Raw genomic sequence first — 23,915 nt, 5'->3', positions numbered from 1 at the left:
ACCAGCCACCCACCAGGCCCGGTGACAACACCCCCCGGATCATGACTGCGACTGGGGGCGGGAATCATGCCGGGCCTGGCTGGCCATAGCCCCGATTATCGGGGCGTGAAGATAGTAACGGGGCGAAGGCAGCGGGCGCGTGCCGTGCGCCGCGCGCTCAGAAGACGTGCGTGATCAGATAGAACAGCACCAGCAGCCCGAACGGCACGCCGAGCAGCCAGGCGATCAGGTATTTGCCCATGTCGTGATCCTGGTGGCCGCGACGCCGGCAGCGTCGCGGCGGGGAGAGATGGCCGGTTGCGTTACAGCTCGCGATCGAATTCCTTCAACTGCTTCTCGGCCGCGTCGCGGGCGATCCCGTAACGTTCCTGGATCTTCCCGGCCAGATAGTCGCGATTGCCTTCGGCGACCGCGAGATCGTCGTCGGTCAGCTTGCCCCACTTGGCCTTCAGCTTGCCGGTGAGCTGCTTCCACTGGCCCTTGATCTTGTCCTCGTTCATCGTGTGCTCCTGTGTCGTGACGGGAAAACTGCGGAGATAACGCGCGGCAACCGCCGCGCGGGAGGTCAGGCCTTCGCCTTCAGGCCGGATGCGTCGACGTGCTTCACGCCCTTCACGGCGCGCGACACGGCGATCGCCTTCTTCACGGCGATCTTCGTCGGCAGCACGCCCGTGAGCGTGACGACGCCGTCGACCGTCTTCACGCTGATGTCGACACTCTTCATGCCGTCGGTGGCGGCCAGCTGGCTCTTCACCTTGGTCGTGATCCACGTGTCGGTCACCGGCTGGCTCGATTCGGTTTTCATGCCGTTGTCGGCCGATGCGTCCTGCGCGATCGCGTTCGTGAGCGGTGCCGCGCCGAGCAGGACAGCCGTGCTGACGGCGAGCAGCGTCGAAAGATGCGGGGTCTTCTTCATGGATGGGTTCTCCGTCGATTGGCGTGTTGAATGGGGCGTGCGAACGGCGTCGTCCGTTACCGGACGATCGGCGTGTCGTAGCCGGGCTCGCGCGGCGGGATGTCCGGGCGCGGCACGTCGGGCGGCAGCGGCACCGGCACCGGTGGATCGGTGCCGGGCGGCGGTTCGGGCGGACTGCCCGGAGGCGGTTCGGGCCGCGTCGGATCGGGTGTCTGATGCTGCTTCATCGTGCTTCTCCTCTGCGGTTGGGAAGGCAGCGCATGCGCGCCGATGCAGGACCAGCGTACCGACGCGAACGCGAGCGGGCATCGCGCAAATTCACCTGATCGGCTAGTGCGTTTGCACGGGGGGACGAGGAAGGCGGGAGGTGTGTCCGCCGACAGCAAGGCGGGGCAAACGGGCGCAGCGCATGCTTCCGGAGTCGGCGGGATGTCGCACGATGGCGGCGCGCCGTGCGAATGTACTATGACGGCTAGTGCATTCGCGCCTGTCGTGCCGATGCGCGGCAAGCGATCATCGCCCCACGCGCCGGCCGGCGCGTGCCGACCCAGCGGAACCATTCGATGAACGAACAGGTAAACGAACAGGCGCTCAAGTCGCACACCGACCGCCGCCAGCTGCACCAGATCATCGCGGGCCTCACCGAGGGCGTGATCCTGGTCGAGCCCGACCAGCGGATCGTCTGGGCGAACGAGGCCGCGCTCGCGATGCACGGCGTGACCGAACTGAAGGCGCTCGGGGCGACCGTGACCGAATACCGCGAGCGCTTCCGGCTGCGCTACCGGAACAACCATCCGGTGCGCGACGGCCACTATCCGATGGATCGCGTGATCGCCGGCGAGGAGTTCAGCGACGTGACGGTCGAAGTCGAATCGGCCGCCGACGAAACCGTGAGCTGGGTTCACCGCATCCGCAGCCTCGTGCTGACGAACGCGGCCGGCGAACCCGACTGCCTCGCGCTCGTGCTGCACGACGCAACCGAATGGGCGAGCGCCGAGGAGCGCTTCGAGCGCACCTTCAACGCGAACCCGGCGCCGGCCGTGATCTGCCGGCTCGACGATTTGCGCTACGTGAAGGTCAACCAGGGCTTTCTCGACATGACGGGCCACGCGCGCGACGACGTGCTCGGCCGCTCGGTGTACGAAGTCGACGTGCTCGAACAGGCCGAGCGGCGCGAGCTCGCGATCGAGCGGCTCGGCGAAGGCGCGACGATCCCGCAGATGGAAGCCGTGCTGAAACTCGCGGACGGCGGCACCAAGGCGGTGGTCGTCGCCGGGCAGCCGATCGACATGAACGACGAGGCGTGCATGCTGTTCACGTTCATGGATCTCGAGCCGCGCAAGCAGGCCGAGCGCGCGCTCAAGCAGAGCGAGGAACGCTTCGCGACGGCATTCCGGATGGCACCGGTCGCGACCGCGATCGTCACGGCCGAGCGCTTCGAATTGCTCGACGTGAACGGCGCATTCGCCGCGATGACGGGCCATGCGCAGGACGACCTGCTCGGCAAGTCCGCGGACGAGATCGGGCTGTGGGCCGAGCGCGGCGCGTGGCAGCGCATTGAAGGCCGGCTTGCGCGCGACGGCAACGTACGCAACGCCGACGTGCAGATTCGCACGCGCGAGGGCGACGTGCGCGATTGCGTCGTGTCGGCCGATCCGGTCGCGATTCACGGCCGCGACTGCCTGCTCGTCGCGCTGCTCGACATCAGCGATCGCAAGCGCACCGAGATGGAACTCGTTTATGCGATCGAGACCGCGATGCAGGATGCGTCGTGGTTCAGCCGCACGCTGATCGAGAAGCTCGCGAACGTGCGGCGCGCGAATGCGCCCGACGCGGGCGCGCAGTTGTCGGACCTGACCGCGCGCGAACGCGACGTGTTCGACCTGCTGTGCCACGGTCTCGCCGACAAGGAGATCGCCGGTCGCCTCGGACTCGCGCCGAACACCGTGCGCAATCACGTTGCGACGATCTACGCGAAGCTCGACGTACACAGCCGCGGCGAGGCGATCGTGTGGGCGCGCGAGCGCGGGATCGTCGGCGCGGCCGAGGCGAGCGGCGCGCGCGGCGACAAGGGCGGGTCGAAGGGCAAGGACTGACGCCGACGGTACGAATGCACCCCGCACACTGGTGCATCCGCATCTGCCGTACGCGGCGTTCGCTTGCGATCCTGTCCACTCGGCGGTGCGGCGCAGGCCGTCACATCGCCGGCTCTCCCCAACCCATCGCAGGAGACGACCATGGACAGGAATCGCATCGAAGGCAAGCTCAAGCAGGTCAAGGGTTCGGTCAAGGAAGCACTCGGCAAGGTGACGGGCGACCGCAGGACGGAAGCGGAAGGCATCGCCGAGCAGCAGGCCGGCAAGATCCAGGAAAAGGCCGGCGAGGCGGCCGATGCGATGCGCAAGCACACGGGCGCCGATCGGCACTGACCGATGACGCGGCGCCCGCCGCGGGCGTCGCGATGGCCGGCGGCCGGGCCGTCGCCGCAACGATGATGCGCGATCGGCATGACCACGGCCGGCCTTTACCCAGGCGCGCTACCACCATTCCCCATTGAAGTTCTCCACCCACGGCTCGCCGCTGCGCGGCCGAGGGTCGGCCACGAACGCGGAACTTGATGACAAATCCTCACAACATAGTTCCGATATTTCGTTTGCTGCACGGGTATTGGCTACCCACAATCCATTCACCTCTTTCGCGATGAAAGGTTCTTCGGAGACGGAATCGCGGTGATCGGCCGGCCGGTCGGGCGCAGCGAATGGCGCCCCGGCCGCGCAAGACATCACCGGCGCGCAAGAGGTCGCCGACGCGTGGCAAGCGCGTTGCACCCCGACCCACAGAAGAAGGATTGCCATGACGTTCCGCATTCGTTCGCTTTCCGGCGTTGCATTGACCGCCGCGCTCCTCGCGTTCCAGACGGGCGCGGCCCACGCGCAGGAAACGGTCGTGAAGGTCGGCGTGGCCGGCCCGCTGACGGGCGGCGGCGCCGCATACGGCAAGGACATCGAGAACGGCGTGCGCATGGCGGTCGACGAAGCGAATGCCGCGCACACGACGGTCGGCGGCAAGCCGGTGAAGTTCGTGATCGCGTCGCAGGACGACCAGAGCGATCCGCGCACCGGCGTGCAGGCCGCGCAGCAACTCGCCGACGCGCAGGTGGCCGTCGTGATCGGCCACTTCAATTCGGGCACGACGCTGCCCGCGTCGAAGATCTACGCGAAGGCCGGCATTCCGATGATCACGCCGTCGGCGACCAATCCCGACATCACGCGCGCCGGGCTCGGCACCGTGTACCGCGTGATCGCGACCGACACGCAGAACGCGGGCAACGCAGGTACGTACGCGGCGAGCGTGACGAAGGCGAAGCGCATCGCGATCATCGACGACCGCACCGCGTTTGGCCAGGGCGAAGCCGACGAATTCGAGAAGGCCGTGAAGGCGAACGGTGGCACGATCGTCGCGCGCGAATTCACGAACGACAAGGCCGTCGACTTCAGCGCGCAGCTCACGAAGATCAAGAGCACCAACGCCGATCTCGTGTTCTTCGGCGGCCTCGACGCGCAGGCCGCGATGCTCGTGAAGCGCATGCGCCAGCTCGGCATCCGCGCGCAGTTCCTCGCGGGCGGCGGCGTGATGAACGCGAACTTCATCAAGCTCGCCGGCAATGCGGCCGAAGGCGCGTCGGTGTGGGAATACGGGCAGCCGCTGTCGCGTCTCGCGAAGGGCAAGCAGTTCGAAACGAAATTCAAGCAGAAGTACGGCGTCGACATGCTCGCGTATGCGCCGTTCGCCTACGACGCGACGTGGATCGCGATCAATGCGATGCAGAAAGCGAACTCGACGAAGCCGGCCGATTTCAACGGCGCGCTGAAGGGTACGCGCTACGACGGCATCACGGGCACGATCGCGTTCACGAACACGGGCGACCTGAAGAACCCGAGCTCGACGCTCTATGAAGTGAAGAACGCCGCGTGGCAGCCCGTCACGACGAAATCGGCGGACTGAACGCAATCCGCGCGAGCGGACTTTCGCGGCGATGCGGGACGTGCTGAAATAGCCGAAGCGATCGCCGGGGCAGTCCGCCCACGCGACGCCGCGCACCACGCGGCACGAACAACCCACGGGCACGGTCGGCAGGCTGTGCCTTTTACGTGCAACTGGAGTCAGTCGTGAGTTCTCAAGTCGTCATCGTCGGCGGTGGTGTGATCGGCAGCTCGATCGCGTATTTCCTGCGCGCCACCGATCCCACGGTCGCCGTGACCGTCATCGAACGCGACCCCACCTACGCAAGATCGTCGTCGGCGCTGTCGGCTGCGTCGATTCGCCAGCAGTTCTCGACGCCGCTGTCGATCGAGATGTCGCTGTTCGGCATCGACTTCCTGCGCACGATCGGCGAGCGGCTCGAAGTGGACGGCAACCGGCCGTCGATCGACCTGCACGAAGGCGGTTACCTGTTTCTCGCGACGCCGGCCGGCGATGCGACGCTGCGCGAGAATCATGCGCTGCAGACGAGCCTCGGTGCCGATATCCGGCTGATGGACGGCGCTGCGCTGCGCGCGAAGTTTCCGTGGCTGAACGTCGACGATCTCGTGTCGGGTGCGTACGGCGTGAGCGGCGAAGGCTGGTTCGACGGCTACGGGCTCGTGCAGGCGCTGCGCAAGAAGGCGCAGGCGCTCGGCGCCCGCTACGTGCCGGCCGACGTGAAGGACGTCGTGCGCGACGGCCGCAGGATCACGCATGTCGTGACGGGCGACGGCGAGCGTTATGCGTGCGACACGGTCGTCAACGCAGCCGGTGCGTGGACGCGCACGCTGTCGTCGATGATGGGTATCGATATTCCCGTGTTCGCGCGGCGCCGCAGCATCTTCAACGTGTCGTCGCCGGCGAAGCTCACCGATTGCCCGCTGCTGATCGATCCGAGCGGCGTGTATTTCCGGCCGGAAGGGCGCACGTATATCTGCGGCACGTCACCGAGCCCCGATCGCGACCCGGACGACCTGCCGCTCGACGAAGTCGACCACGACCTGTTCGACGAGGTGATCTGGCCGACGCTCGCGAATCGCGTGCCGGAATTCGAGGCGCTGCGTGTCGAGAATTGCTGGTCCGGGTACTACGAGTACAACGTGTTCGACCACAACGCGATCATCGGTTACCACCCCGAACTCGACAACGTCGTGTTCGCGAACGGCTACAGCGGCCACGGGCTGCAGCAGGGGCCGGCGACCGGGCGTGGCGTCAGTGAACTCATTCTGGGCGGGCGTTACGACACGCTCGACCTGTCGCCGCTCGGCTGGGCGCGCGTGCTGGAAAACCGGCCGATCGTCGAAAAGAACGTCGTGTAGCGCGGCGTAACCGCCCGGAAGTGGGGTGGGCGGAATTCTCCTTGTGTCTCAAACCCATTGGCCCGACCGTGTCGGGCCTTTTTTCATTGCTCGCGGGGTGTCGCTTGCCGAGCCCGAGTGCGCCCCCTCCCTTCGGTTATCTTTCGCCCGGCTTTCCTCCTTGCCGCTTCCGAACTGATTCGCAATGCAAATGAATTATCGCGTTGTCGCCCTGACGCGATCGACGACGACGGAGTGCGCATGGCCGCCATTGTCGTGCGCGACATCCGAAGCGGGTATGAATTTCACGGGTTGCCTTCCCTTGCAATAGTCTGATATTTTTCTTACCAAATGCTGTATGCCGGAATGCGGGCAAATATTCCCGAATAAGCGCTTTGAGGAATTTATTCGGTAATTAATGCGCGTGACCAATCACCTTGATCAAAAGAGGATGGCGATCGTGACTCCGATCAGAAACGCAGCACGCGTTTGCACGATGGTGGGTGCACTGCTGGCGGCCACCGGGCTGGCCGGCATCGCGTCGGTTCAGGCCCAGACGGCGGCCGCTACGCCACTGGCTACCGGTGTCACGTCGGGCGGCGCGGCCGAGGCTCAGGTGATCGAGGCGGTTCGAGAAGGCGATATTCTGACCATCAAGGTGCGGTTCAAGCCAATCGTCGATCACAAGACAGAACCGCTTTATGGCTCGATCAGCAAAAGCGATTACGAAAACAGTTTCTATGTTCTTGCCGGCAACAAGAAACACCTGTTGCTGACGGATAGCCATAACCAGCCGCTGACCAATCCTCGCGTCATCCTCAGCGCCTCGAAGGATTCCGCCATTGCCGGCACCTGGTATGGCAAATTTCCCGCCCCGCCGAAAAACATCACCAAGGTGTCGCTGACGATCCCCAATGTCGAGACCCTCGACGGCATCAAGATCACCGATCGATAACGATGACTCGAGCGATCAAAGCGGCGCTCGCGATCGTGATGTCGATGGCGACCGCGAGCGGGGTTCTCGCGCAGGAGCCTTCCTCCACTCGCGACATCCGTGATCTCAAGCCGACGATACTGGACCTGAAGGGGTTGTCGTCCGATGCGAACGGCGCCAGCCTGGACCTGAACGCCCAGGTTGCCGGGCTCGCCGCACAGCACGATGGTCTGTCCGTGCGGCAGGACAAAACGGCCGTCAGGGTGTCGATGCTGGGCGATGTCCTGTTCGATTTCGACAAGGCCAGCATCCAGCCGTCCGCCGAGCCGACGCTTCAGGACATTCTGCGGCTCATCACGTCGATTCCCGCCGGCACGGTCGTCATCGAGGGGCATACCGACTCCAAAGGCTCCGCCTCCTATAACCGGGATCTCTCCGTTCGACGCGCCAATGCCGTGGCCGACTGGCTCACGACACACGGCGCGAAAAAATCGCGGCTGTCGGTCAAGGGCTTCGGCGGCAGCCGCCCGGTCGCGTCCAACACGCTGAAAAACGGTGCGGACAATCCGGATGGACGCAAACTGAACCGGCGCGTCGAGTTCGTCTTGCCGAACGCGGCCGGCGCGAAATAATCACGCTAACGGCCGCTCGTTTCCCCAAGGTGTCGCGTTGTCTCCGCCAGACCCATGCCTTCCGGCGTGGGCCCGCATGTTGTTCGACGTGTTAGCGCGCGCCGTAGACGGCATCGCGCAGATCGAGCGTGTACTGGCCGTTCATCCCTTCGTAGAGCGTGTTCGACAGCGACACGACGGTCAGCCCGCGTGCGCGATCGACGAACCACGAATGACCGTAGACGCCACCCCAACGCCATGTGCCGACGGATTCCGGCGACGCGGCCGCCTGCGGGTCGTGCAACACCGAAAACCCGATCCCGAAGCCCGCGCCGGGCAGGTCCGCCAATTCGAAGTCGCCGGTCTGCACGCGGCCCATCTCGTCGACCAGATCGGCAGGCAGGATGGCGCCGCCACCCGCGCGCAGTGTGTCCAGCACCGTCAGCACGTCGCCGGCCGTACCGACCATTCCGGCGCCGCCCGATGCGAACGCCTGCGCATTGAGCGCGCGCGACGGCGAGTACGTGACGCCGACGGACCCTTCGTCGATGGGTACGGCTTCGTTCTCGGCGAGCCGGTGCGGCTGCGGCGTGTCGTTGACGTAGGGTGTGGCGAGTCGTGCGGGATCGCGTGCGACGAAAGCCGTGTCGCGCACACCGAGCGGGCGGAGCACGAGCGCATCGATCGCGTCGGCGAGCGGCATGCCGCAGACGGCTTCGATCAGCGCACCGATGACGTCGATCGACAGCGAATAGTTGAAGTCGGTGCCGGGCGCGAACAGCAGCGGCACGCTTGCGATCCGGCGCAGGTTTTCGGCGAGCGTGATCGATGCGCCGTCCAGCCCGTCGGACACGCCCGCGCGCGCATAGGGGCCGTTCTCGTCGGTTTCGTGGTAGCGATAGTCGAGGCCGGCGGTATGCACGAGCAACTGACGCACCGTGATCGCGGGCACGCGGCCGTCGGGCAGCGCGGGACGGAACTCGGGCAGCCAGCGCGTCACGTCGTCGTCGAGCGACAGCTTGCGTTGTGCGACGAGCGCCATCGCGGCCGCCGAGACGATCGGCTTCGTCACCGACGCGAGGCGGAACAGCGTGTCCTCGCGCATCGGCGTGCGCGATTCGCGGTCCGCGAATCCGGCCGCGCGGCGGTAGACGAGTTCGCCGTCGCGTGAGACCAGGACCACCGCGCCGACGAGGCGCTGCGTGTCGAGCTGGCGCGACAGCACCGCATCGATGCGCTCGGCGAGCGCGGGATCGGGTGACGACTGCAGTGACGAAGCTGAAGAGGAGGTCATCGAGGATTCCGTCGTGAAGAGTCTGGTCGACATGTTATGGGCTGCCCGCCGCACGCGTCGTTAACCCTTACGCGGAACAGGGCTACGTGCGCGGCACGCGCCGGCATCGACGCGCATCGAACCGGATGGCGGACAAAATATGCCCCAATCGGCCGGCGGCGTTCGTTAGAATCTGCTTTCGTCGAGGAAATGACGCAATTGCATTGGTGCAGAGCAGTATCGAGTCGCAGGCGCTGCGCGCCCTGATTCCATCGTTCATCTTTCACCGGAGGCGAGCATGCCAGGTTTACTTCCCGATGTTGACCGCGAGGGTCTCCTCGAATATTCGGTGGTGTACACCGATCGCTCGGTCAACCACATGTCGCAGCGCTTTCAGGGTGTCATGCGCGACATTTCCGCCACGCTGAAAAAAGTCTACAACGCGAAATCGGTCGTGATCGTCCCGGGCAGCGGGACGTTCGGCATGGAAGCCGTGGCACGGCAGTTCGCGACGAACAAGAAGTGCCTCGTGATCCGCAACGGCTGGTTCAGCTTCCGCTGGTCGCAGATTTTCGACATGGGCAGCATTCCGTCCGAGACGACGGTGCTGAAGGCGCGTCCGGTCGAAGCGGGCCGGCAGGCCGCGTACGCGCCGGCGCCGATCGACGAAGTGGTCGCCGCGATCCGCGAGAACAAGCCCGACCTGGTGTTTGCGCCGCACGTCGAAACGGCTTCCGGGATGATGCTGCCTGACGGGTACCTGCGTGCGGTGGCCGATGCCGTACATGCGGTGGGCGGGATGTTCGTGCTGGATTGCATTGCGTCGGGTACCGTCTGGGTCGACATGCAGGCGAGTGGCGTCGATATCCTGATCAGCGCGCCGCAGAAGGGCTGGAGCGCGTCACCGTGTTGCGCGATGGTCATGTTGAGCCCGCTTGCGCGCGAACGCATCGATGCGACGACCAGCACCAGCTTCGCGTGCGATCTGCGCAAGTGGCTGCAGATCATGGAAGCGTACGAGGGCGGCGGGTTTGCGTATCACGCGACGATGCCTACCGACAGCCTCACGACGCTGCGCGACGTGATGAAGGAAACCGAGGCGTACGGCTTCGACAAGGTGAAGGCCGAGCAGCTTGAGCTTGGCGAACGCATTCGTGCGTTGCTGACCGAGAAAGGATTCAGGAGCGTGGCGGCGGCAGGGTTCGAGGCGCCGGGTGTCGTGGTCAGTTACACGGACGATGACGGGATTCGAACCGGGAAGAAGTTTGCGGATGTCGGGTTGCAGATCGCGGCCGGTGTGCCGCTGCAATGCGACGAGCCGGAGGACTTCAAGACGTTCCGGCTCGGGTTGTTTGGTCTCGACAAGCTGCATGATGTCGATGGCGCGGTGAAGCGGTTCTCGGATGCGTTGAACCGGATTCTTTGACGCGTTCTTTCGCAGGTGGTCGATAAACGACGCTCTTTCCATGAGCGCCGGGAGACTGGAATGCAGGTGTCCGAACGGGCACTCGCATTCCGACCTGAAGCGTGCGATCGGGCTATTATTCGCCGGTGCGCGCCGGGCATTCCCGTATCATTCGTCCGATTCGCCGGGATCGCACGACCCGGCCATCCCGCACAAGTGAAAGGACGAGCGATGAAGGGCGAACGGAGCGGCCACGGTAGCGCGATCGGGCGCAACACGACAGCGACCCCGAAGCGTGCCGGCATCGCCCCCGTTCAGAAGAGCACCGACCCGCGCGACTACCAGCGCGCGCCGGGCATCGCGGCTGTCATGCCGAAAGCGTTTCCCGACGGCTTCGTCGTCGCGGAGCACCAGCATCCGCGCGCACAACTCGTCTACACGACCACGGGCATTGCCGAAGTCTTCGCATGCCAGTCGATGTGGATGATCCCGCCTCATCGTGCACTCTGGATTCCGCCCGACCTTCCGCATGCGATGCGCGCACACGGCCTCCTCGAAATGCGAACCGCATACGTCGACCCGCATGCAACGCCGTCGGCCTACCCGAATCAACCGAGACTGGTCGACGTTTCACCGCTGCTGCGCGAACTGATCGTGCGCGCGTCGTCCCTTCCGATCGACGCGCATCCCGCCGGGCGCGACGATCTCGTCATCCAGCTCATGCTCGCTGAAATCGAGTGGTCTCCGGAGCAGCCGTTGCGGCTTCCGTCCGGCCAGGATCGGCGGCTTGCGCGCGTCTGCGATGCCATCCTGTCGAATCCGGCCGATCGACGCACGCTGACGGAATGGGCTGGTGAAGTCGGTGCGTCGAGTCGAACGTTGGCCCGGCTGTTCACCGCGGAAACCGGCTTGTCGTTCAGTCAGTGGCGACAGCAGGCCCGGATTTCAGCCGCGCGCCCGTTGCTGGCATCGGGGTGCCCGGTGATCGCCGTCGCGGCCGAACTGGGCTACGAAACGACGAGCGCATTCTCGACCGTGTTTCGCCGGTTCACCGGCATGACGCCGAGCGCCTACGCGAAACTGTCCGATTCCGCGTAGCAAACGTCTTTCCAGCACACGCGGAACCTGGCGCGTTGCACTTATCGTATCGGTCATCGAACCCACCGACCGAACGAGGCAACCCGACATGACGCGACATGACATTGAATTCCCGTCCGAATCCACGACGCTGCGAGGCTGGTTCTATGAGCCGGAGCAGCGTAGCACCGACGGGAAAGCATCTCCCGCCATCGTGATGGCGCACGGCTTTTCGGCCGTGAAAGAGCAGTATCTGGACCGCTACGCGGAGGTGTTCGCCGCCAACGGCTTTGCCGTGCTGCTCTACGATCACAAGAACTTCGGCGCAAGCGACGGATTTCCCCGTCAGGAAATCGACCCCGTGCAACAGAAGCGCGGCTATCGCGATGCGATCAGCTATCTGCAGACGCGCGCCGATGTCGATGGCGATCGCATCGGTATCTGGGGCACCAGCTACAGCGGCGGCCACGTGCTCGAAGTGGCTGCGATCGACCGGCGCGTGAAATGCGTGGTGTCGCAGGTGCCGACGATCAGCGGATACCAGTCGGGCCTGCGCCGCACGCGTTCCGATCTCGTACCGGCGATGCTGGCACGCTTCGACGACGATCGCCGGCAGCGCTTCGCGGGTGGCCCGCCGGCCATGTTGCCGGCCGTCAGTGCCGACTCCTCTGTTGCCTGTGCGATGGCCGGCGTGGACGCGTACCGGTTCTTCACCGAATCGGCCGCGCAGTTTGCGCCGAACTGGCGCAATGAAGTGACGTTACGCAGTGCAGAACTGTCCCGCGAGAACGAACCGGGCCAGTACGTCGACCGCATTTCGCCGACTCCACTGCTGATGATCGTCGCCGACCAGGACGTGCTGACACCGACCGACCTTTGTCTCAAGGCGTGGGAAAACGCGCTGCAACCGAAGCGATTGCTCCAGATCAAGGGCGGCCATTTCACGCCGTATATCGAGCACTTCGACGCAACCAGTCGGGCGGCAGTGGAATGGTTTACGCAGCATCTGGGCGGCGTGCGCTGACCTGAACCCGCGCTTGTTGGCGCTATGCGTGCCGCTTCGGGTTCCACGCCTTGTGGACGAACTCGAGGCGATTGCCGTCGAAGTCGGCGACGTTGGCCGCATAGTAGCCAGGGGCGAAATAGGTGCGATCCGCCGGTTTCCCCTCGTCGATGCCGCCGGCCTTGATGGCGGCTGCATAGGCTGCGTCGACCAGTTCGTTGGTGTCGCAGACGATCCCGAGGTATAGCCCCGTCTCGCCGGGCTTGCGCTGGCGGAGCCAGATACTCGATCCGACCGCGTTGCCCTTGCCGTACACGTCGTCGCCCAGGCCGTAGAGATCGGGGACGCCCTCGGGGCCTGACGCGGAGTCGTAGTTGGCGAAGATGTGCCAGCCCAGCGGTTTCAAGGCTTCGGCGTAGAAGGCCAGCGACTTGTCGATGTCGGTGACGGAGAGGTAGACGTGGTCGATCATTGAGCCGCCTTCTTCGATGTGGGTGCGGAGGGTTGGGGCATCACGCCATTGGACGATAGCAAACCCGGCGATGCGCTGCATACCTTCGGCGCTGCGGAAGCCGGTCGCACGGTAACGCGGGCTCCCGAACGACGTGTCGCAGCCTGGCGCCGACGACACCGGCCGATGCTTCGTCATATGAGGTAATAGCTGTAATCCCGCATGAAATCTTCTTTCCGATGACTCCGGCTAGACTGGTTTCACCTTGTCCCCCCCAAGGTGTTGTGTGACCTCCGCTCGGCCCGCGCTATTCAGCGTGGGCCAACTTTTTCGAGCGGGTGTCGTCAGCGGTCGAACGATCGCCAGCCGGACGCGCATTGGAGGAAACCTAGCGTGACAGTACACCCGACTGCCCGGGATGCCGGTGCGCTCGCGCGCTTCGTCGCGTTGCGTGTCGCGACGGTGGCCGCCGCGATGTTCATCGCTCCGGCAGCGTTCGCCCAGGCCAGTGCGCCCGTTACCAGCAGTGTGTTTGTGCACCCGCCGTATGACACCGGCAACAGCGCGATCAACGAGAATTTCCAGTACATCACCCATCCGCCGATGCGGCCGGTCGCGGCGAGTGAGCCTGCGGTCGCGCGTGGCGCGCACCGAGGCCGTCGCGGGCAAGCGGGCAGCACGAATGCTGCGGGCGCAACGAGTGGCGGATCGAACAGCGGGGCGGCCATTCCTCTGCCGCAAATGCCGGCGGACGGATCGTCTGCTGCGCCCGTGTCGCAATAGCACCGTCGCTCCGAATCCTTTCAGGCAAGCAGGGTGATCGACATGCGATCGTCAGGTATCGCCCGGATCTCGACAACGTCACGTCGCACGGCGTGTCTACCCGGTGAGGGGTGAGCGGGATTCTCCTTGTGTCTCGCTCGTTGGCCCGACGCTGTCGGGCCTTTTTTGTTGGCGAGCGGAAGGTGTACGGTCGCCGGCTGTGTGTGGCACCATCGCGGTGGTCTCGACATCACACCCGGGTGCAGGCCAGCCCATCTATCCGAGGGGATCTCATGTTTGACCACGTCAAATTCGGAGTCAGCGACTTTGCCGCCAGCAAAGCGTTTTACCTCAAGGCGCTCGCACCGATCGGTGCAGTGACGGTGGGCGAGGGCGAGCCTTCTTACGGGATCGAGATCAGTCCGCCCGGCAAGCCTTCGTTGTGTCTGTTCCAGACGGCCGAGAAACCGGCGCATCTCCACATCGCGTTCGTGGCCGACAATCGGCAGCAAGTCGATGCGTTCCATCGCGCGGCGCTGGAGGCGGGCGGGAAGGACAACGGCGCGCCCGGGCTGCGGCCGCATTATCACGCGAACTACTACGCGGCGTTCGTCATCGGGCCGGATGGGCACAATATCGAGGTGGTGTGTCATCAGGCGGAGGGGTGATCCTTCGGCGGCGGACGGATGTGTTCGAAGGCCTGCGTCAGGTGTGCACAGGGGGCGACCGGGATGAGTGACATCGCCATCGATTTGCCTTTTTATATCGTCGCGATCTTGATCGGCGCCGACTACTGGCCCGTGATGCTGTTTGTCGGCGCGGCCGGATTGTATTTCTCGGCGACCCGTTTGCGCGGTGGTTGGCGTGTTGTCTGTATCGTCGTTTCGCTATTGTTCGCCGCCGAAGCCTGCTTTGGGATCTATGGTCGCTTTGTCGGGTTTTAATTGCCTTGAGAGCGGGTGCGCTACACTCGGTCTGCGTTCGGTGCTACGCGGCGCCGGCTAGCGGCGGAGACGATACCAATACATTTCGGGGCGGGCGGCCATCGGCCTCCCGAAAATACGATGCCAATCGGCAAATTGAAGGCCATGCCGGCGTTTCACACGGACGCGCCGCCGCAGATCCGTCATGCCATCGCACTCTTCACGATTGTCTGGCTCATCGAAGCCGGATTTGCAGTCTGGCTTCAGATGCTGGGTGTCAGTCAAATTGGCGCGGTGCCCGTGGAAAAGGCAACGCTTATGCGTCAGGGTGCCGCCATGATCGCCGTGGTTCAGGGATTCTGGCTGTTCCTGAACGCCAGCCTGATCATAGGCCTTTGCCAACGACAAAAGCTGGCACGCACGCTGGAACTGGTACTCACGATTGTCACGACGCTGGCCTTCATCGTGGTCGCGCTCCCGTTCAGGATGAACCTGATCGAAGTGTCCTTTTTCGCCAATGCGATTGCGACCGTGCTCATTTATTCTGGCCCGTGTTCGCGTTGGTTCCAGGGTACGACTTCGTAAGAGCGTCACGATTGCTATTGCGAATGCGGCTTGGCGAGATGAAAACTGTCGTGCCACGCCGCGAAGACTCAACGGAAAGACGAGCGATGAATTCGAAAATCATCCGCAGGGCCACGGCAGACGACGTGCCGGCGCTCACGCAGATCCGGAACGATGCACACGCAAAGAAAGTCGCGCATGGCGATTATGTGTGGGGCAACGCGGGCGACGGCTTCTCCGAGCGGTGGGTACGAAACAATGTCGCCGAGAAAGCGGTGTATGTCGTCGAACAGGATGGCACGTTGATCGGAACGTTCGCGCTCGGTTTCGACGACGACAACCACTGGGGGCCTCAAGCACCGATCGCCGGGTACGTGCATGGGCTATGTGTGCGGCAAGGTTTCAACGGGCTGGGGATCGGCAGCTTCGTGCTCGACTGGTGTGCCCGCGAGGTGAGCGGCTCGAACCGGCGTTTCGTTCGACTCGACTGCGACGCTGAAAACACGAAGCTTTGCGCTTACTACGAATCGCTTGGTTTTGTCCGCGTTGGATTGAAGTCGGACGGCCGTGACTGGTCGTTGTACGAGAGGCCGGCCGATCAACTGTCGACTGGATCATCGACGGGTTGCTCGCAGGCGTCTCGTCAATCGAAGTGAACCCAGCAATGATTTTCGGCACAAGCCTGCCGAATCATCGTCAATCCGCGTCATTCAAATAAATCAGAGAGGGTGGTGTATGCGCAGGACCGGCAAGACGCTCGCGGTGATCTTGAGCTTTGCAGTCGTCGGCATCGCTGATGCTCAGGCAGCCCCCGGCGAATCCGCATTCCCGCGCTACACGCAAGTGGAAGGCAAGCTCGACAGCGACGGGCTCCCGCTGTCCGGTGTGAAGCTCTGCGTGCTTCCCGACCATGCACCGTGCTTCGAGATGCCGCCGGCGCCGCTTCCCCATGCTTCCAGGGAGCTTTACCAGTTCGGCCTGGATCCGAAGTCCGAGCGGTTGCCGATCGCGTCGGGCGGCTCGTGGGTGTTCTTCTCGGGGATGTTCTCGGGCGGCGGCAGCGGGATGCTGGAGCGCGTGGCCGTCCTGCGTGTCGGCGCGAACGGCAAGATCGAGAACCTGATGCCGAAAGTCACCCAGACGGAGATGGCCGACCGAGCGATGTGGAAGCTGCCGGATGTGTCGCCGTATCCGCTGTTTGTCCGGGCGGACTATATCTGGGAGAAGGACGAGGATCATTTCGGCAAGCATTTCTTCGAAGTCGACGCGTGGGTGTTCGATCCCGCCGCCAATCAATACTCGAAGCGCTTCTCCTACCGCACGGCGAAGCGCTACGACCGCGGCGAGGGCTCGGACCACGTGCTGACCGCCGAGCGCGCGGAAATCCTGCGCCGCCTTGCCGCGAGCAAATAGCCGCTTATCGCTGCATTTCCCCGTACGTCTCCTTGCACACCGCACGCAGCGCCTCGACGAGCAGATCGCGCGCGGGCGAACGCGAATCGGCGGAGCGCGTAAACAGCGCAATCGGCGGAAGTGTCCACACGAGCGAGTAAGGCACGATCGCCACGCCGGCGATCCGCACCAGTTCTTCCGCGATATCGGCCGGCACGATCGACACGGCCTCGTCGCTCGACGCGATCATTTCGCCGATCAGTTTCGACGAGTAGCTTTCGACGATCGGCACGGGCGGCGCGATGCCGGCCGACAGGAACAGGTCGGTCACCTGTTCGCGCATCGGCGTATGCGGCGCGCCGAGAATCCAGTCGAGCGCGTGCAGCTTGTGCCAGTCCAGCGGCGTGCGCGCGAGCTTGGCCGCAAGACGCCGGCTCGCGATCATGCGCGGCTGCTGCTGGTACAGCACTTCGAACGAAACCTGCCCCAGATCGATCGCCGACGACGCGCGCCCGATCACGATGTCGACGCTGTGATCCCTGAGCTGCAGCAGCAGCTGATCGCTGGTGCCTTCGTGAATCGTCACGGTCAGCCGCCGCTCCATCCGGGATTGCAACCGCTTCAGCGCGGCCGACAGCATCTGGCCGGAGATGAACGGAATCACGCCGATATGCAGATGCGCCGCGTGCCCGGCGGCGACGGCCTCCATCTCGCGGGCGAGGTGGTCGAGATCCTTGATCATCGCCTTCGCCCGCTCGAGCACGACCGCGCCGAGCGCGGTGGGCCGCATGCCGCGCGACGATCGCTCGAACAGCGGCGTGCCGAACATGCTCTCCAGCTCGGACAGCGCATTCGTCACGGCCGGCTGGCTGCTGGCCATGTGCTCGGCGACGCGCGTCAGCGACCCGTGCTGCTGGATCTGCAGCAACAGCACCAGATGCCGAATCTTCAGACGAGCGCCCAGCCGCCTGACCACGTCATTCGCGTCGAAATTCATTGACTGGTCATGTATTCATCATGAAAAAGTGATGGGCCGATATTAAAACAGAATCATCGCGTTATGGCGGATCCCTAGAATCACCTTCATGGATCGCGCCGGGACTGGCCTGGCGCCCACGCCGGGACCCAAAACATGAAACAGACAGAGACACAGCAGCAGGCCGCGTTCGACTATCACGAGTTTCCGACCCCCGGGAAAATCTCGGTCGTGGCGAGCAAGCCGCTGGTGACCCAGCGCGATCTGGCGCTGGCCTACACGCCCGGCGTGGCGAGCGTGTGCGAGGCGATCGCCGCCGATCCGCTGCAGGCGCACCGCTTCACGAGCCGCGGCAACCTGGTCGGCGTGATCACGAACGGCACCGCGGTGCTCGGCCTGGGCAACATCGGCCCGCTCGCCTCGAAGCCGGTCATGGAAGGCAAGGCCGTGCTGTTCAAGAAGTTCGCCGGGATCGACGTGTTCGACATCGAGATCAACGAGACCGACCCGGACAAGCTGGTCGACATCATCGCCGGCCTCGAACCCACGTTCGGCGGCATCAACCTCGAGGACATCAAGGCGCCGGAATGCTTCGCGGTCGAGCAGAAGCTGCGCGAACGCATGAAGATTCCCGTCTTCCACGACGATCAGCACGGCACGGCCATTACCGTTTCCGCCGCGTTCATCAACGGGCTGAAGGTCGTCGGGAAGTCGATCAAGGAGGTGAAGGTCGTGACGTCGGGCGCCGGTGCGGCCGCGCTGGCGTGCCTGGACCTGCTGGTCGACCTCGGGCTGCCGGTCGAAAACGTCTGGGTGACCGACATCGAAGGCGTCGTCTATCGCGGCCGTACCACGCTGATGGACCCGGCCAAGTCGCGCTTCGCGCAGGAAACCGATGCGCGCAAGCTCGCCGAAGTGATCGGCGGCGCGGATGTGTTCCTGGGGCTGTCGGTCGGCGGCATTCTCACGGCCGAGATGCTGAAGGCGATGGCGGCGCGTCCGCTGATTCTCGCGCTCGCCAACCCGACGCCGGAAATCTTCCCGGAACTGGCGCACGAGACGCGCGACGACGTCGTCATCGCGACGGGCCGCTCGGACTACCCGAACCAGGTCAACAACGTGCTGTGCTTCCCGTACATTTTCCGGGGCGCGCTGGATGTGGGCGCGACGACGATCACGCGCGAAATGGAAATCGCCGCGGTTCACGCGATCGCGGGGCTGGCCGAGGAAGAGCAGAACGAAGTCGTCGCGGCGGCCTACGGTGCGTACGACGTGTCGTTCGGCGCGCAATACCTGATTCCGAAGCCGTTCGACCCGCGCCTGATCGTGCGTATCGCGCCGGCCGTCGCCAAGGCGGCGATGGAGGGCGGTGTGGCGACGCGTCCACTCGCGAATCTCGACGCGTATGTCGAGCAGCTGCAGCAGTTCGTCTATCACTCGGGCGCGTTCATGAAGCCGCTGTTCGCGACCGCGCGTCAGCTCGTGCGTGACGGCGGCAAGGCGCGGATCGTGTTCACCGAAGGCGAAGACGAGCGTGTGCTGCGTGCGGTGCAGGTGATCGTCGACGAGAAGCTCGCTCGCCCGATTCTGGTCGGGCGTCCGGAAGTGCTGCTGGCGCGCATCGAGCGGTTCGGCCTGCGCCTGCGACTTGGTCAGGATGTCGAAGTGACCAATCCGGAGTACGACGAGCGCTTCCCGCAGTACTGGACGAAGTATTGGGAACTGCGCTGCCGCGACGGTATCTCGAAGGAAATGGCACGCGTGGAAATGCGCCGCCGCCTGACGCTGATCGGCGCGATGATGGTGCAGCTCGGCGATGCTGACGGGATGATCTGCGGGACGGTGGGCGAGTATCACAATCACCTGCGGTTCGTGGATGAGGTGATCGGCAAGAAGCCGGGAGCGTCGACCTACGCGGCGATGAACATCCTGCTGCTCGATCAGCGGACGGTCGCGCTGGTGGATACGCACGTCAACGACAACCCCGATGCGGAGCAGATCGCGGAATTCACGATCGCTGCCGCGCGGCAGATGGAATGGCTGAATCTGACGCCGAAGGTTGCGCTGCTGTCGCGGTCGAATTTCGGGTCAGGGAGTGCGGCTTCGGGCGTGAAGATGCGTCGGGCGCTGGAGATCGTGCGGGAGCAGGCGCCGGATATCGAGGCGGACGGCGAGATGCATGGCGACTGCGCGCTGGATGAAGGACTGCGGGCGAAGCTGCTGCCGATGTCGCCGTTGAAGGGGGCGGCGAATTTGCTGGTGTGTCCGAATGTGGATGCGGGGAATATTGCCTATAACCTGCTCAAGACCGAGGCGGGGAGCAATGTGGCGGTGGGGCCGTTCCTGTTGGGCGTTAATGCTCCCGTGAACATTCTTACTTCGAGTGCGACCGTGCGGCGGATCGTGAATATGGCCGCGTTGACGGTGATTGAGGCGAATCGGGGTGTGGGTGGTTGATTGATTCTTAGGGGAGGGCGGCTACGGCCGCCCCAGCCACTTTTGATTGATTTATGTACGGCGAATTCACTTTCGCCGGCTGTACGGATCTGTCGTATGATCGCTTGGCACCCAATGCGCTGCCACCAATTTCCAGGTTTCGGAAATCACACTCGACAAGTGACAGTGAATCTCCATCGAATCATCGCATAGCGAGTCAGTGATACCCATGCCGCAATCAGCAGATATTGATCGCGCCGATTCCGGCGCGTCATCTGGCGCGATCAAACTCGCGATAACCACCTTCTTCGGATTGTGGCTTCCATGGATCGGATTCGCATACTGGTATGCGCAGGTCGGGGGGTATCACAGCGGAATCTTCGTCGCCGGTACGATGGGTTTCCTCGGATTCATGGTGGCCACGTGGGTCGTCACGCCACTCTTTACGCTGATCTATGTCATCTATGCAAAGCGCGCGGCGCTTCGCAGCAAATACGACCAGGCAATGTTCGCAGTTGAATGCTTGACGCTCCTCGTGATGTGGACGTCGATTGCAGCGCCATTCCTTGGTCGATAAATTGGGCATGCGAACGGTCGAGGCTTTTGACCGGTTCATTATGGTGATCTCGATCAGCGTGCTATTTGATGCGAAGGAACATGCCCGCTTTCTCGGGAAGTACTGACGGCTGGAAGCCAAAGCGTTCGTAGAACTTCGGCGTCCCATGATCCGCCATCAGACTGACGTACGCGGTCGGCGGTGCGTTCTCGTGAATGTAGCCCATGAGTGCCCGCATGATCAGACCGCCCACGCCCTTCTTCTGGTGAGCCGGCAATACCGCAATATCCACGATCTCGAAGAAGCAACCCCCGTCGCCGATAATCCTGCCGATCCCGACCGGGGCACTGCCCGAGTACGCTACAACGCTAAAGAGTCCGTTCTTCAACCCGATCGTTGCGGCTTGCTCCGACTTTCGGCTTAACCCGGCGGCAAGGCGGATCTCGATGTATGTCGATACGGATGGTACTTCTTGATGGACGACGTAATCCATGTGAACCCTTCAAATTGGTCGTGTCGGCCGAGGGGCAGTGCTCGTTGAGAGTCGCCGGGTCAGACAGCTTGGTTGAAGAATGGCATGCGTGCCCGCATCCAGTCCGATGTCGACGGCCTGAACGCGGCCGCCGAACGCGTATACGCGCAGCCCGTCCGTTGCCTGCAATACGGCCCGATTGCCACGTTTCGATCGGCTAGCCGTCAATGGAATCGATCGTGGTTGGGTCAGACGGTGGAAGCGGATGCATTGTGAGGCAACACCGCGTCGAGCACCGGCGGATGCGTGACCATGAACTTCAGGTCGACGTCCGATTCACGCAGTTTCGCGGCATCGGGAATCGGGCGGCGTGTTTCGTCGGACGACGCGAAGAGCGATTCGAACGCGCGGGCGGCATCGAGCAGTGCGAGATCGCCACGGAAAGCGCCGATCATCTGCAGCCCAAACGGCATGCCCCGATGATCGACTCCGCACGGCAGCGACAACGCCGGATTCGTCGCGAGCGTCACGACATACGTGAGCGACAGCCAGCGATAGTAGTTCTCCAGTTCGACGCCATTCACCGATTTCAGATACGGCTGCGTCCACGGGAACGGCGAAACAGGCGTCGTTGGCGAAAGAATCACGTCATAACGGTCGAACAGTGTCTGGAAGTGGCGAAACAGTCGCGTCTGGTCGCCGTGTGCACGCACGCAATCCGCAAGACCGAGACCGATGCCCATTTCATAGTTCGCGCGCGGATTCGGGCCAAGCGAATCAGGGTTGGTCTCATACGCCTTTTGAAGGCCAGCGACGAACGCCTCCGCGCGAAGTACGTCGAAGCAGCGATGCGCCCCCTCGAAGCCCACTTCGATCGGCTCGCATACGGCCACCTCGCGACGGATAAACTCGATCTTGCGTCGGAACGTGGCACGGATGTCGTCGTCCACTTCGCACACGCCGAAGTCTTCCGTGTAACCGATGCGCAGTTTCGACACATCCGTGGGCGAGCGGCCGTCCATCGTCGGATTCATCGCGAAGGGATAGCCGAGCGGATCGCCGCCCGACAGGCCGACAGTCGCCGCGAGTTGCAGCCACGTGTCGTCGACGGTGCGCCCCATCGGCCCAACCACCGCAATCGGCGTCCAGCCGAGCGGCTTTCGATCGCTCGGCACGAGTCCCGGCGACGTGCGCATTCCGACCACGCCGCACTTCGCTGCGGGAATGCGCAGTGAGCCGCCGGTGTCGGAACCGCTGGCCAGCGGCACCATGTCGAGCGCAAGCGCTACCGCAGAGCCACCCGACGAACCGCCCGCGTTCAGGCGTGGATCGAACGGATTGCCCGTCGCGCCCCACACGGGATTGAAGCTGTTCGCCCCCGCGCCCATTTCCGGCACGTTGGTCTTGCCGACGACAATCGCGCCCGCCGCGCGCAGCCGACGCACCAGCGTGTTGTCGTGGGCCGGTACGTTCGCGCGATAGATCGGCGAGCCATAGGTGGTCAGAAGATCTTTGGTCTCTTCGAGATCCTTGATGCCGATCGGCAAGCCGTGCAAAGAACCTACGGCATCGCCGCGCGCGAGCGCGCTATCGGCAGCACTGGCTTCGATGCGCGCACGTTCGAAGCTCGTCGCCGTGATGGCGTTGACATACGGATTGAGTGTTTCGATACGCGCGATGCAGGCTTCGAGCAATTCGACGGCGGAGATTTCACGTGCCTGCAATAGCGAGCGCAGTGCGACGGCACTATGACGTGTGAGTTCGTAACGGTCGTCCACCAGGTAGTCCTTCAAGCGACAATGCAAGAGTTCGCTCAATGTAGACGACGTGAAAAACGATCGCCAGTGATGTTTATCGAACGGTCAGTTCACTTTTGCTCAACCCGCGAGGGCAGGGACAGTTCGCCGCTGAGCCGCTCGATAAACGCTTGCAGCAGAGGCGGTAGCGCGCGCCGCGCGAGGGTTTGAATTTCGATGGCGCGTTCGCCGGTGGCGAGTTCCGGAACGGGCAACGCAACGAGTTCCCCGGACGCCAGGCGCGGGCGAACGAACAGTTCGCCGCTGAACGTAATGGCGTCGCTCGCGAGTACGAACCCCAGGAGCGTTTCGAGCGTCGCGCTGCGGAGCACGCTCGTGCATGCGACTCCTTCGCGGCTGCAATAGATATCGATCAGCTTGTGCAGCGTCGAATGCACACCCGGCAATGCGAGCGGATACGCAAGCAACTCACGAAACGAAACCAGTGCAGACTGCGCGAGCGGATGAGATGACGCAACGATCGCGAACACGGGAGAGGGCGCTGAAAACGCGACGTGAATATCTTTCGCTGGGCCGAAACTGAACGTGAGGCCAACATCGCATTCGGCTTCGCGCACGCGCTGTGTGACGTCGGCGGCCGCATCGACGACGACTTCGAACGATGCGGGTGCGACGGTGCGGCGGAAGTCCGCCATCGCGCGCGGCAGGAAGGTGGAGGCGAATCCTTCCGTGCAGGCAATGCGGATCGTGCGTTCGGTTTCACCGCGAAGCGCGTCGATCTCCAGCGAAATCTGTTCGGCGTCGAGTTGCGAGCGACGCGCGTAGGCGGCGAGCATTTCGCCCGCTTTGCTCGGGACCATGCCGCGCGATTGCCGTACAAAAAGCTGCGCGCCGAGTTCGCTTTCGAGCCGGGCGATCTGGCGGCTCACGGCGGATGGCACGACGTTCAGCCGGTTGGCGGCATCGGCGATGGAGCCGGTGTTGACGACTTCGAGGAAGTAACGGACGGCGGCTTCCTGAAGAATGCGGGCGCTCATGATGGATCGACGGGACGCAGGGTTTCCCATGATAGCGCCTATCCGGCTG

Annotated in this window: 26 protein-coding genes; 17 read left to right on the top strand and 9 right to left on the bottom strand. The window is 63.8% G+C overall.

The annotated features are described in order from the left end of the window. Window positions 1–302 precede the first annotated feature (302 nt). From HWX87_RS34540 to HWX87_RS34530, 3 genes are all read right to left on the bottom strand, one after another. On the bottom strand, window positions 303–500 hold the full coding sequence (locus HWX87_RS34540; protein WP_048251752.1) for a CsbD family protein: 198 nt from the start codon (window positions 498–500) through the stop codon (window positions 303–305). Window positions 501–565: 65 nt separating this feature from the next. Continuing rightward, entirely contained in the window at window positions 566–916 is a 351-nt protein-coding gene (locus tag HWX87_RS34535) for a BON domain-containing protein (protein WP_176051345.1), read from the bottom strand. 56 nt (window positions 917–972) lie between these two features. Then, window positions 973–1,143, bottom strand: coding sequence for a hypothetical protein (locus tag HWX87_RS34530; RefSeq protein WP_176051344.1), 171 nt, complete (start codon window positions 1,141–1,143; stop codon window positions 973–975). Between the two features lie 336 nt (window positions 1,144–1,479). On the opposite strand from HWX87_RS34530, the gene HWX87_RS34525 reads away from it, so the two are divergent. From HWX87_RS34525 to HWX87_RS34500, 6 genes are all read left to right on the top strand, one after another. Further along, the gene (locus HWX87_RS34525) at window positions 1,480–3,012 is read left to right on the top strand and encodes a helix-turn-helix transcriptional regulator (RefSeq protein WP_176051343.1); all 1,533 of its coding nucleotides are present in this window, start codon (window positions 1,480–1,482) and stop codon (window positions 3,010–3,012) included. A gap of 141 nt (window positions 3,013–3,153) precedes the next feature. Further along, window positions 3,154–3,345, top strand: a complete 192-nt coding sequence (locus tag HWX87_RS34520) for a CsbD family protein (protein ID WP_176051342.1) — start codon at window positions 3,154–3,156, stop codon at window positions 3,343–3,345. Window positions 3,346–3,769: 424 nt separating this feature from the next. Beyond that, a complete protein-coding gene (locus HWX87_RS34515) occupies window positions 3,770–4,921 on the top strand; it encodes a branched-chain amino acid ABC transporter substrate-binding protein (RefSeq protein ID WP_176051341.1) in 1,152 nt (383 codons plus the stop codon). A 164-nt stretch (window positions 4,922–5,085) separates the two neighbouring features. After that, window positions 5,086–6,258, top strand: a complete 1,173-nt coding sequence (locus tag HWX87_RS34510; RefSeq protein ID WP_176051340.1) for an FAD-binding oxidoreductase — start codon at window positions 5,086–5,088, stop codon at window positions 6,256–6,258. Between the two features lie 403 nt (window positions 6,259–6,661). After that, on the top strand, window positions 6,662–7,192 hold the full coding sequence (locus tag HWX87_RS38160) for a hypothetical protein (protein WP_244137812.1): 531 nt from the start codon (window positions 6,662–6,664) through the stop codon (window positions 7,190–7,192). A 2-nt stretch (window positions 7,193–7,194) separates the two neighbouring features. Further along, the gene (locus tag HWX87_RS34500) at window positions 7,195–7,803 is read left to right on the top strand and encodes an OmpA family protein (RefSeq protein WP_176051339.1); all 609 of its coding nucleotides are present in this window, start codon (window positions 7,195–7,197) and stop codon (window positions 7,801–7,803) included. Window positions 7,804–7,894: 91 nt separating this feature from the next. Here HWX87_RS34500 and HWX87_RS34495 read toward each other — a convergent pair whose 3' ends face one another. Next, a complete protein-coding gene (locus HWX87_RS34495; RefSeq protein WP_176051338.1) occupies window positions 7,895–9,076 on the bottom strand; it encodes a serine hydrolase domain-containing protein in 1,182 nt (393 codons plus the stop codon). A gap of 277 nt (window positions 9,077–9,353) precedes the next feature. Here HWX87_RS34495 and HWX87_RS34490 point away from each other — a divergent pair, with 277 nt between their 5' ends. The 3 genes from HWX87_RS34490 to HWX87_RS34480 all read left to right on the top strand — a co-directional run bounded on the left by HWX87_RS34490 (window position 9,354) and on the right by HWX87_RS34480 (window position 12,561). After that, entirely contained in the window at window positions 9,354–10,481 is a 1,128-nt protein-coding gene (locus HWX87_RS34490; RefSeq protein ID WP_176051337.1) for an aminotransferase class V-fold PLP-dependent enzyme, read from the top strand. A gap of 15 nt (window positions 10,482–10,496) precedes the next feature. Beyond that, window positions 10,497–11,558, top strand: coding sequence for a helix-turn-helix transcriptional regulator (locus tag HWX87_RS34485; RefSeq protein ID WP_244137811.1), 1,062 nt, complete (start codon window positions 10,497–10,499; stop codon window positions 11,556–11,558). 88 nt (window positions 11,559–11,646) lie between these two features. After that, window positions 11,647–12,561: an alpha/beta hydrolase gene (locus HWX87_RS34480; protein WP_176051336.1), complete on the top strand. Its 915-nt coding sequence runs from the start codon at window positions 11,647–11,649 to the stop codon at window positions 12,559–12,561. 22 nt (window positions 12,562–12,583) lie between these two features. Here the strand turns inward: HWX87_RS34480 and HWX87_RS34475 are convergent, their stop codons facing one another. Then, window positions 12,584–13,189: a VOC family protein gene (locus HWX87_RS34475; protein ID WP_208456555.1), complete on the bottom strand. Its 606-nt coding sequence runs from the start codon at window positions 13,187–13,189 to the stop codon at window positions 12,584–12,586. Window positions 13,190–13,384: 195 nt separating this feature from the next. Here HWX87_RS34475 and HWX87_RS34470 point away from each other — a divergent pair, with 195 nt between their 5' ends. The 6 genes from HWX87_RS34470 to HWX87_RS34445 all read left to right on the top strand — a co-directional run bounded on the left by HWX87_RS34470 (window position 13,385) and on the right by HWX87_RS34445 (window position 16,653). Then, on the top strand, window positions 13,385–13,774 hold the full coding sequence (locus HWX87_RS34470) for a hypothetical protein (RefSeq protein WP_176051335.1): 390 nt from the start codon (window positions 13,385–13,387) through the stop codon (window positions 13,772–13,774). Between the two features lie 272 nt (window positions 13,775–14,046). Further along, complete coding sequence (locus HWX87_RS34465; RefSeq protein ID WP_176051334.1) at window positions 14,047–14,421, top strand: VOC family protein; 375 nt, start codon at window positions 14,047–14,049, stop codon at window positions 14,419–14,421. A 63-nt stretch (window positions 14,422–14,484) separates the two neighbouring features. Further along, on the top strand, window positions 14,485–14,697 hold the full coding sequence (locus HWX87_RS34460; RefSeq protein ID WP_176051333.1) for a hypothetical protein: 213 nt from the start codon (window positions 14,485–14,487) through the stop codon (window positions 14,695–14,697). A gap of 120 nt (window positions 14,698–14,817) precedes the next feature. Then, a complete protein-coding gene (locus tag HWX87_RS34455) occupies window positions 14,818–15,261 on the top strand; it encodes a hypothetical protein (protein WP_176051332.1) in 444 nt (147 codons plus the stop codon). An 86-nt stretch (window positions 15,262–15,347) separates the two neighbouring features. After that, window positions 15,348–15,896 carry a GNAT family N-acetyltransferase gene (locus HWX87_RS34450; RefSeq protein ID WP_176051331.1) on the top strand — a complete coding sequence of 183 codons (549 nt, stop codon included), beginning with the start codon at window positions 15,348–15,350 and terminating at the stop codon, window positions 15,894–15,896. Window positions 15,897–15,975: 79 nt separating this feature from the next. Beyond that, window positions 15,976–16,653 (top strand): hypothetical protein, encoded by a 678-nt coding sequence (locus HWX87_RS34445; RefSeq protein WP_176051330.1) that lies wholly within the window; start codon window positions 15,976–15,978, stop codon window positions 16,651–16,653. A gap of 4 nt (window positions 16,654–16,657) precedes the next feature. On the opposite strand, the gene HWX87_RS34440 is transcribed toward HWX87_RS34445, so the two are convergent. Next, complete coding sequence (locus HWX87_RS34440; RefSeq protein WP_176051329.1) at window positions 16,658–17,629, bottom strand: LysR substrate-binding domain-containing protein; 972 nt, start codon at window positions 17,627–17,629, stop codon at window positions 16,658–16,660. Between the two features lie 135 nt (window positions 17,630–17,764). Between HWX87_RS34440 and HWX87_RS34435 the strand changes: the two genes are divergently transcribed. Together HWX87_RS34435 and HWX87_RS34430 are read left to right on the top strand one after the other, a co-directional pair. After that, a complete protein-coding gene (locus tag HWX87_RS34435) occupies window positions 17,765–20,065 on the top strand; it encodes an NADP-dependent malic enzyme (RefSeq protein WP_176051328.1) in 2,301 nt (766 codons plus the stop codon). Between the two features lie 208 nt (window positions 20,066–20,273). After that, window positions 20,274–20,621, top strand: coding sequence for a hypothetical protein (locus HWX87_RS34430; protein ID WP_176051327.1), 348 nt, complete (start codon window positions 20,274–20,276; stop codon window positions 20,619–20,621). A gap of 61 nt (window positions 20,622–20,682) precedes the next feature. On the opposite strand, the gene HWX87_RS34425 is transcribed toward HWX87_RS34430, so the two are convergent. From HWX87_RS34425 to HWX87_RS34415, 3 genes are all read right to left on the bottom strand, one after another. Continuing rightward, window positions 20,683–21,093 (bottom strand): GNAT family N-acetyltransferase, encoded by a 411-nt coding sequence (locus HWX87_RS34425; RefSeq protein WP_176051326.1) that lies wholly within the window; start codon window positions 21,091–21,093, stop codon window positions 20,683–20,685. Window positions 21,094–21,320: 227 nt separating this feature from the next. After that, window positions 21,321–22,850, bottom strand: a complete 1,530-nt coding sequence (locus tag HWX87_RS34420) for an amidase family protein (RefSeq protein WP_176051325.1) — start codon at window positions 22,848–22,850, stop codon at window positions 21,321–21,323. 89 nt (window positions 22,851–22,939) lie between these two features. Beyond that, window positions 22,940–23,866 carry a LysR family transcriptional regulator gene (locus HWX87_RS34415; protein WP_176051324.1) on the bottom strand — a complete coding sequence of 309 codons (927 nt, stop codon included), beginning with the start codon at window positions 23,864–23,866 and terminating at the stop codon, window positions 22,940–22,942. Window positions 23,867–23,915 lie beyond the last annotated feature (49 nt).

Source organism: Burkholderia sp. BCC1644, from assembly GCF_902833225.1.
Taxonomy (GTDB): Bacteria; Pseudomonadota; Gammaproteobacteria; order Burkholderiales; family Burkholderiaceae; genus Burkholderia.
Note: the sequence above shows the minus strand (reverse complement) of the source record. Positions and strands in the feature narration are given on the sequence as shown.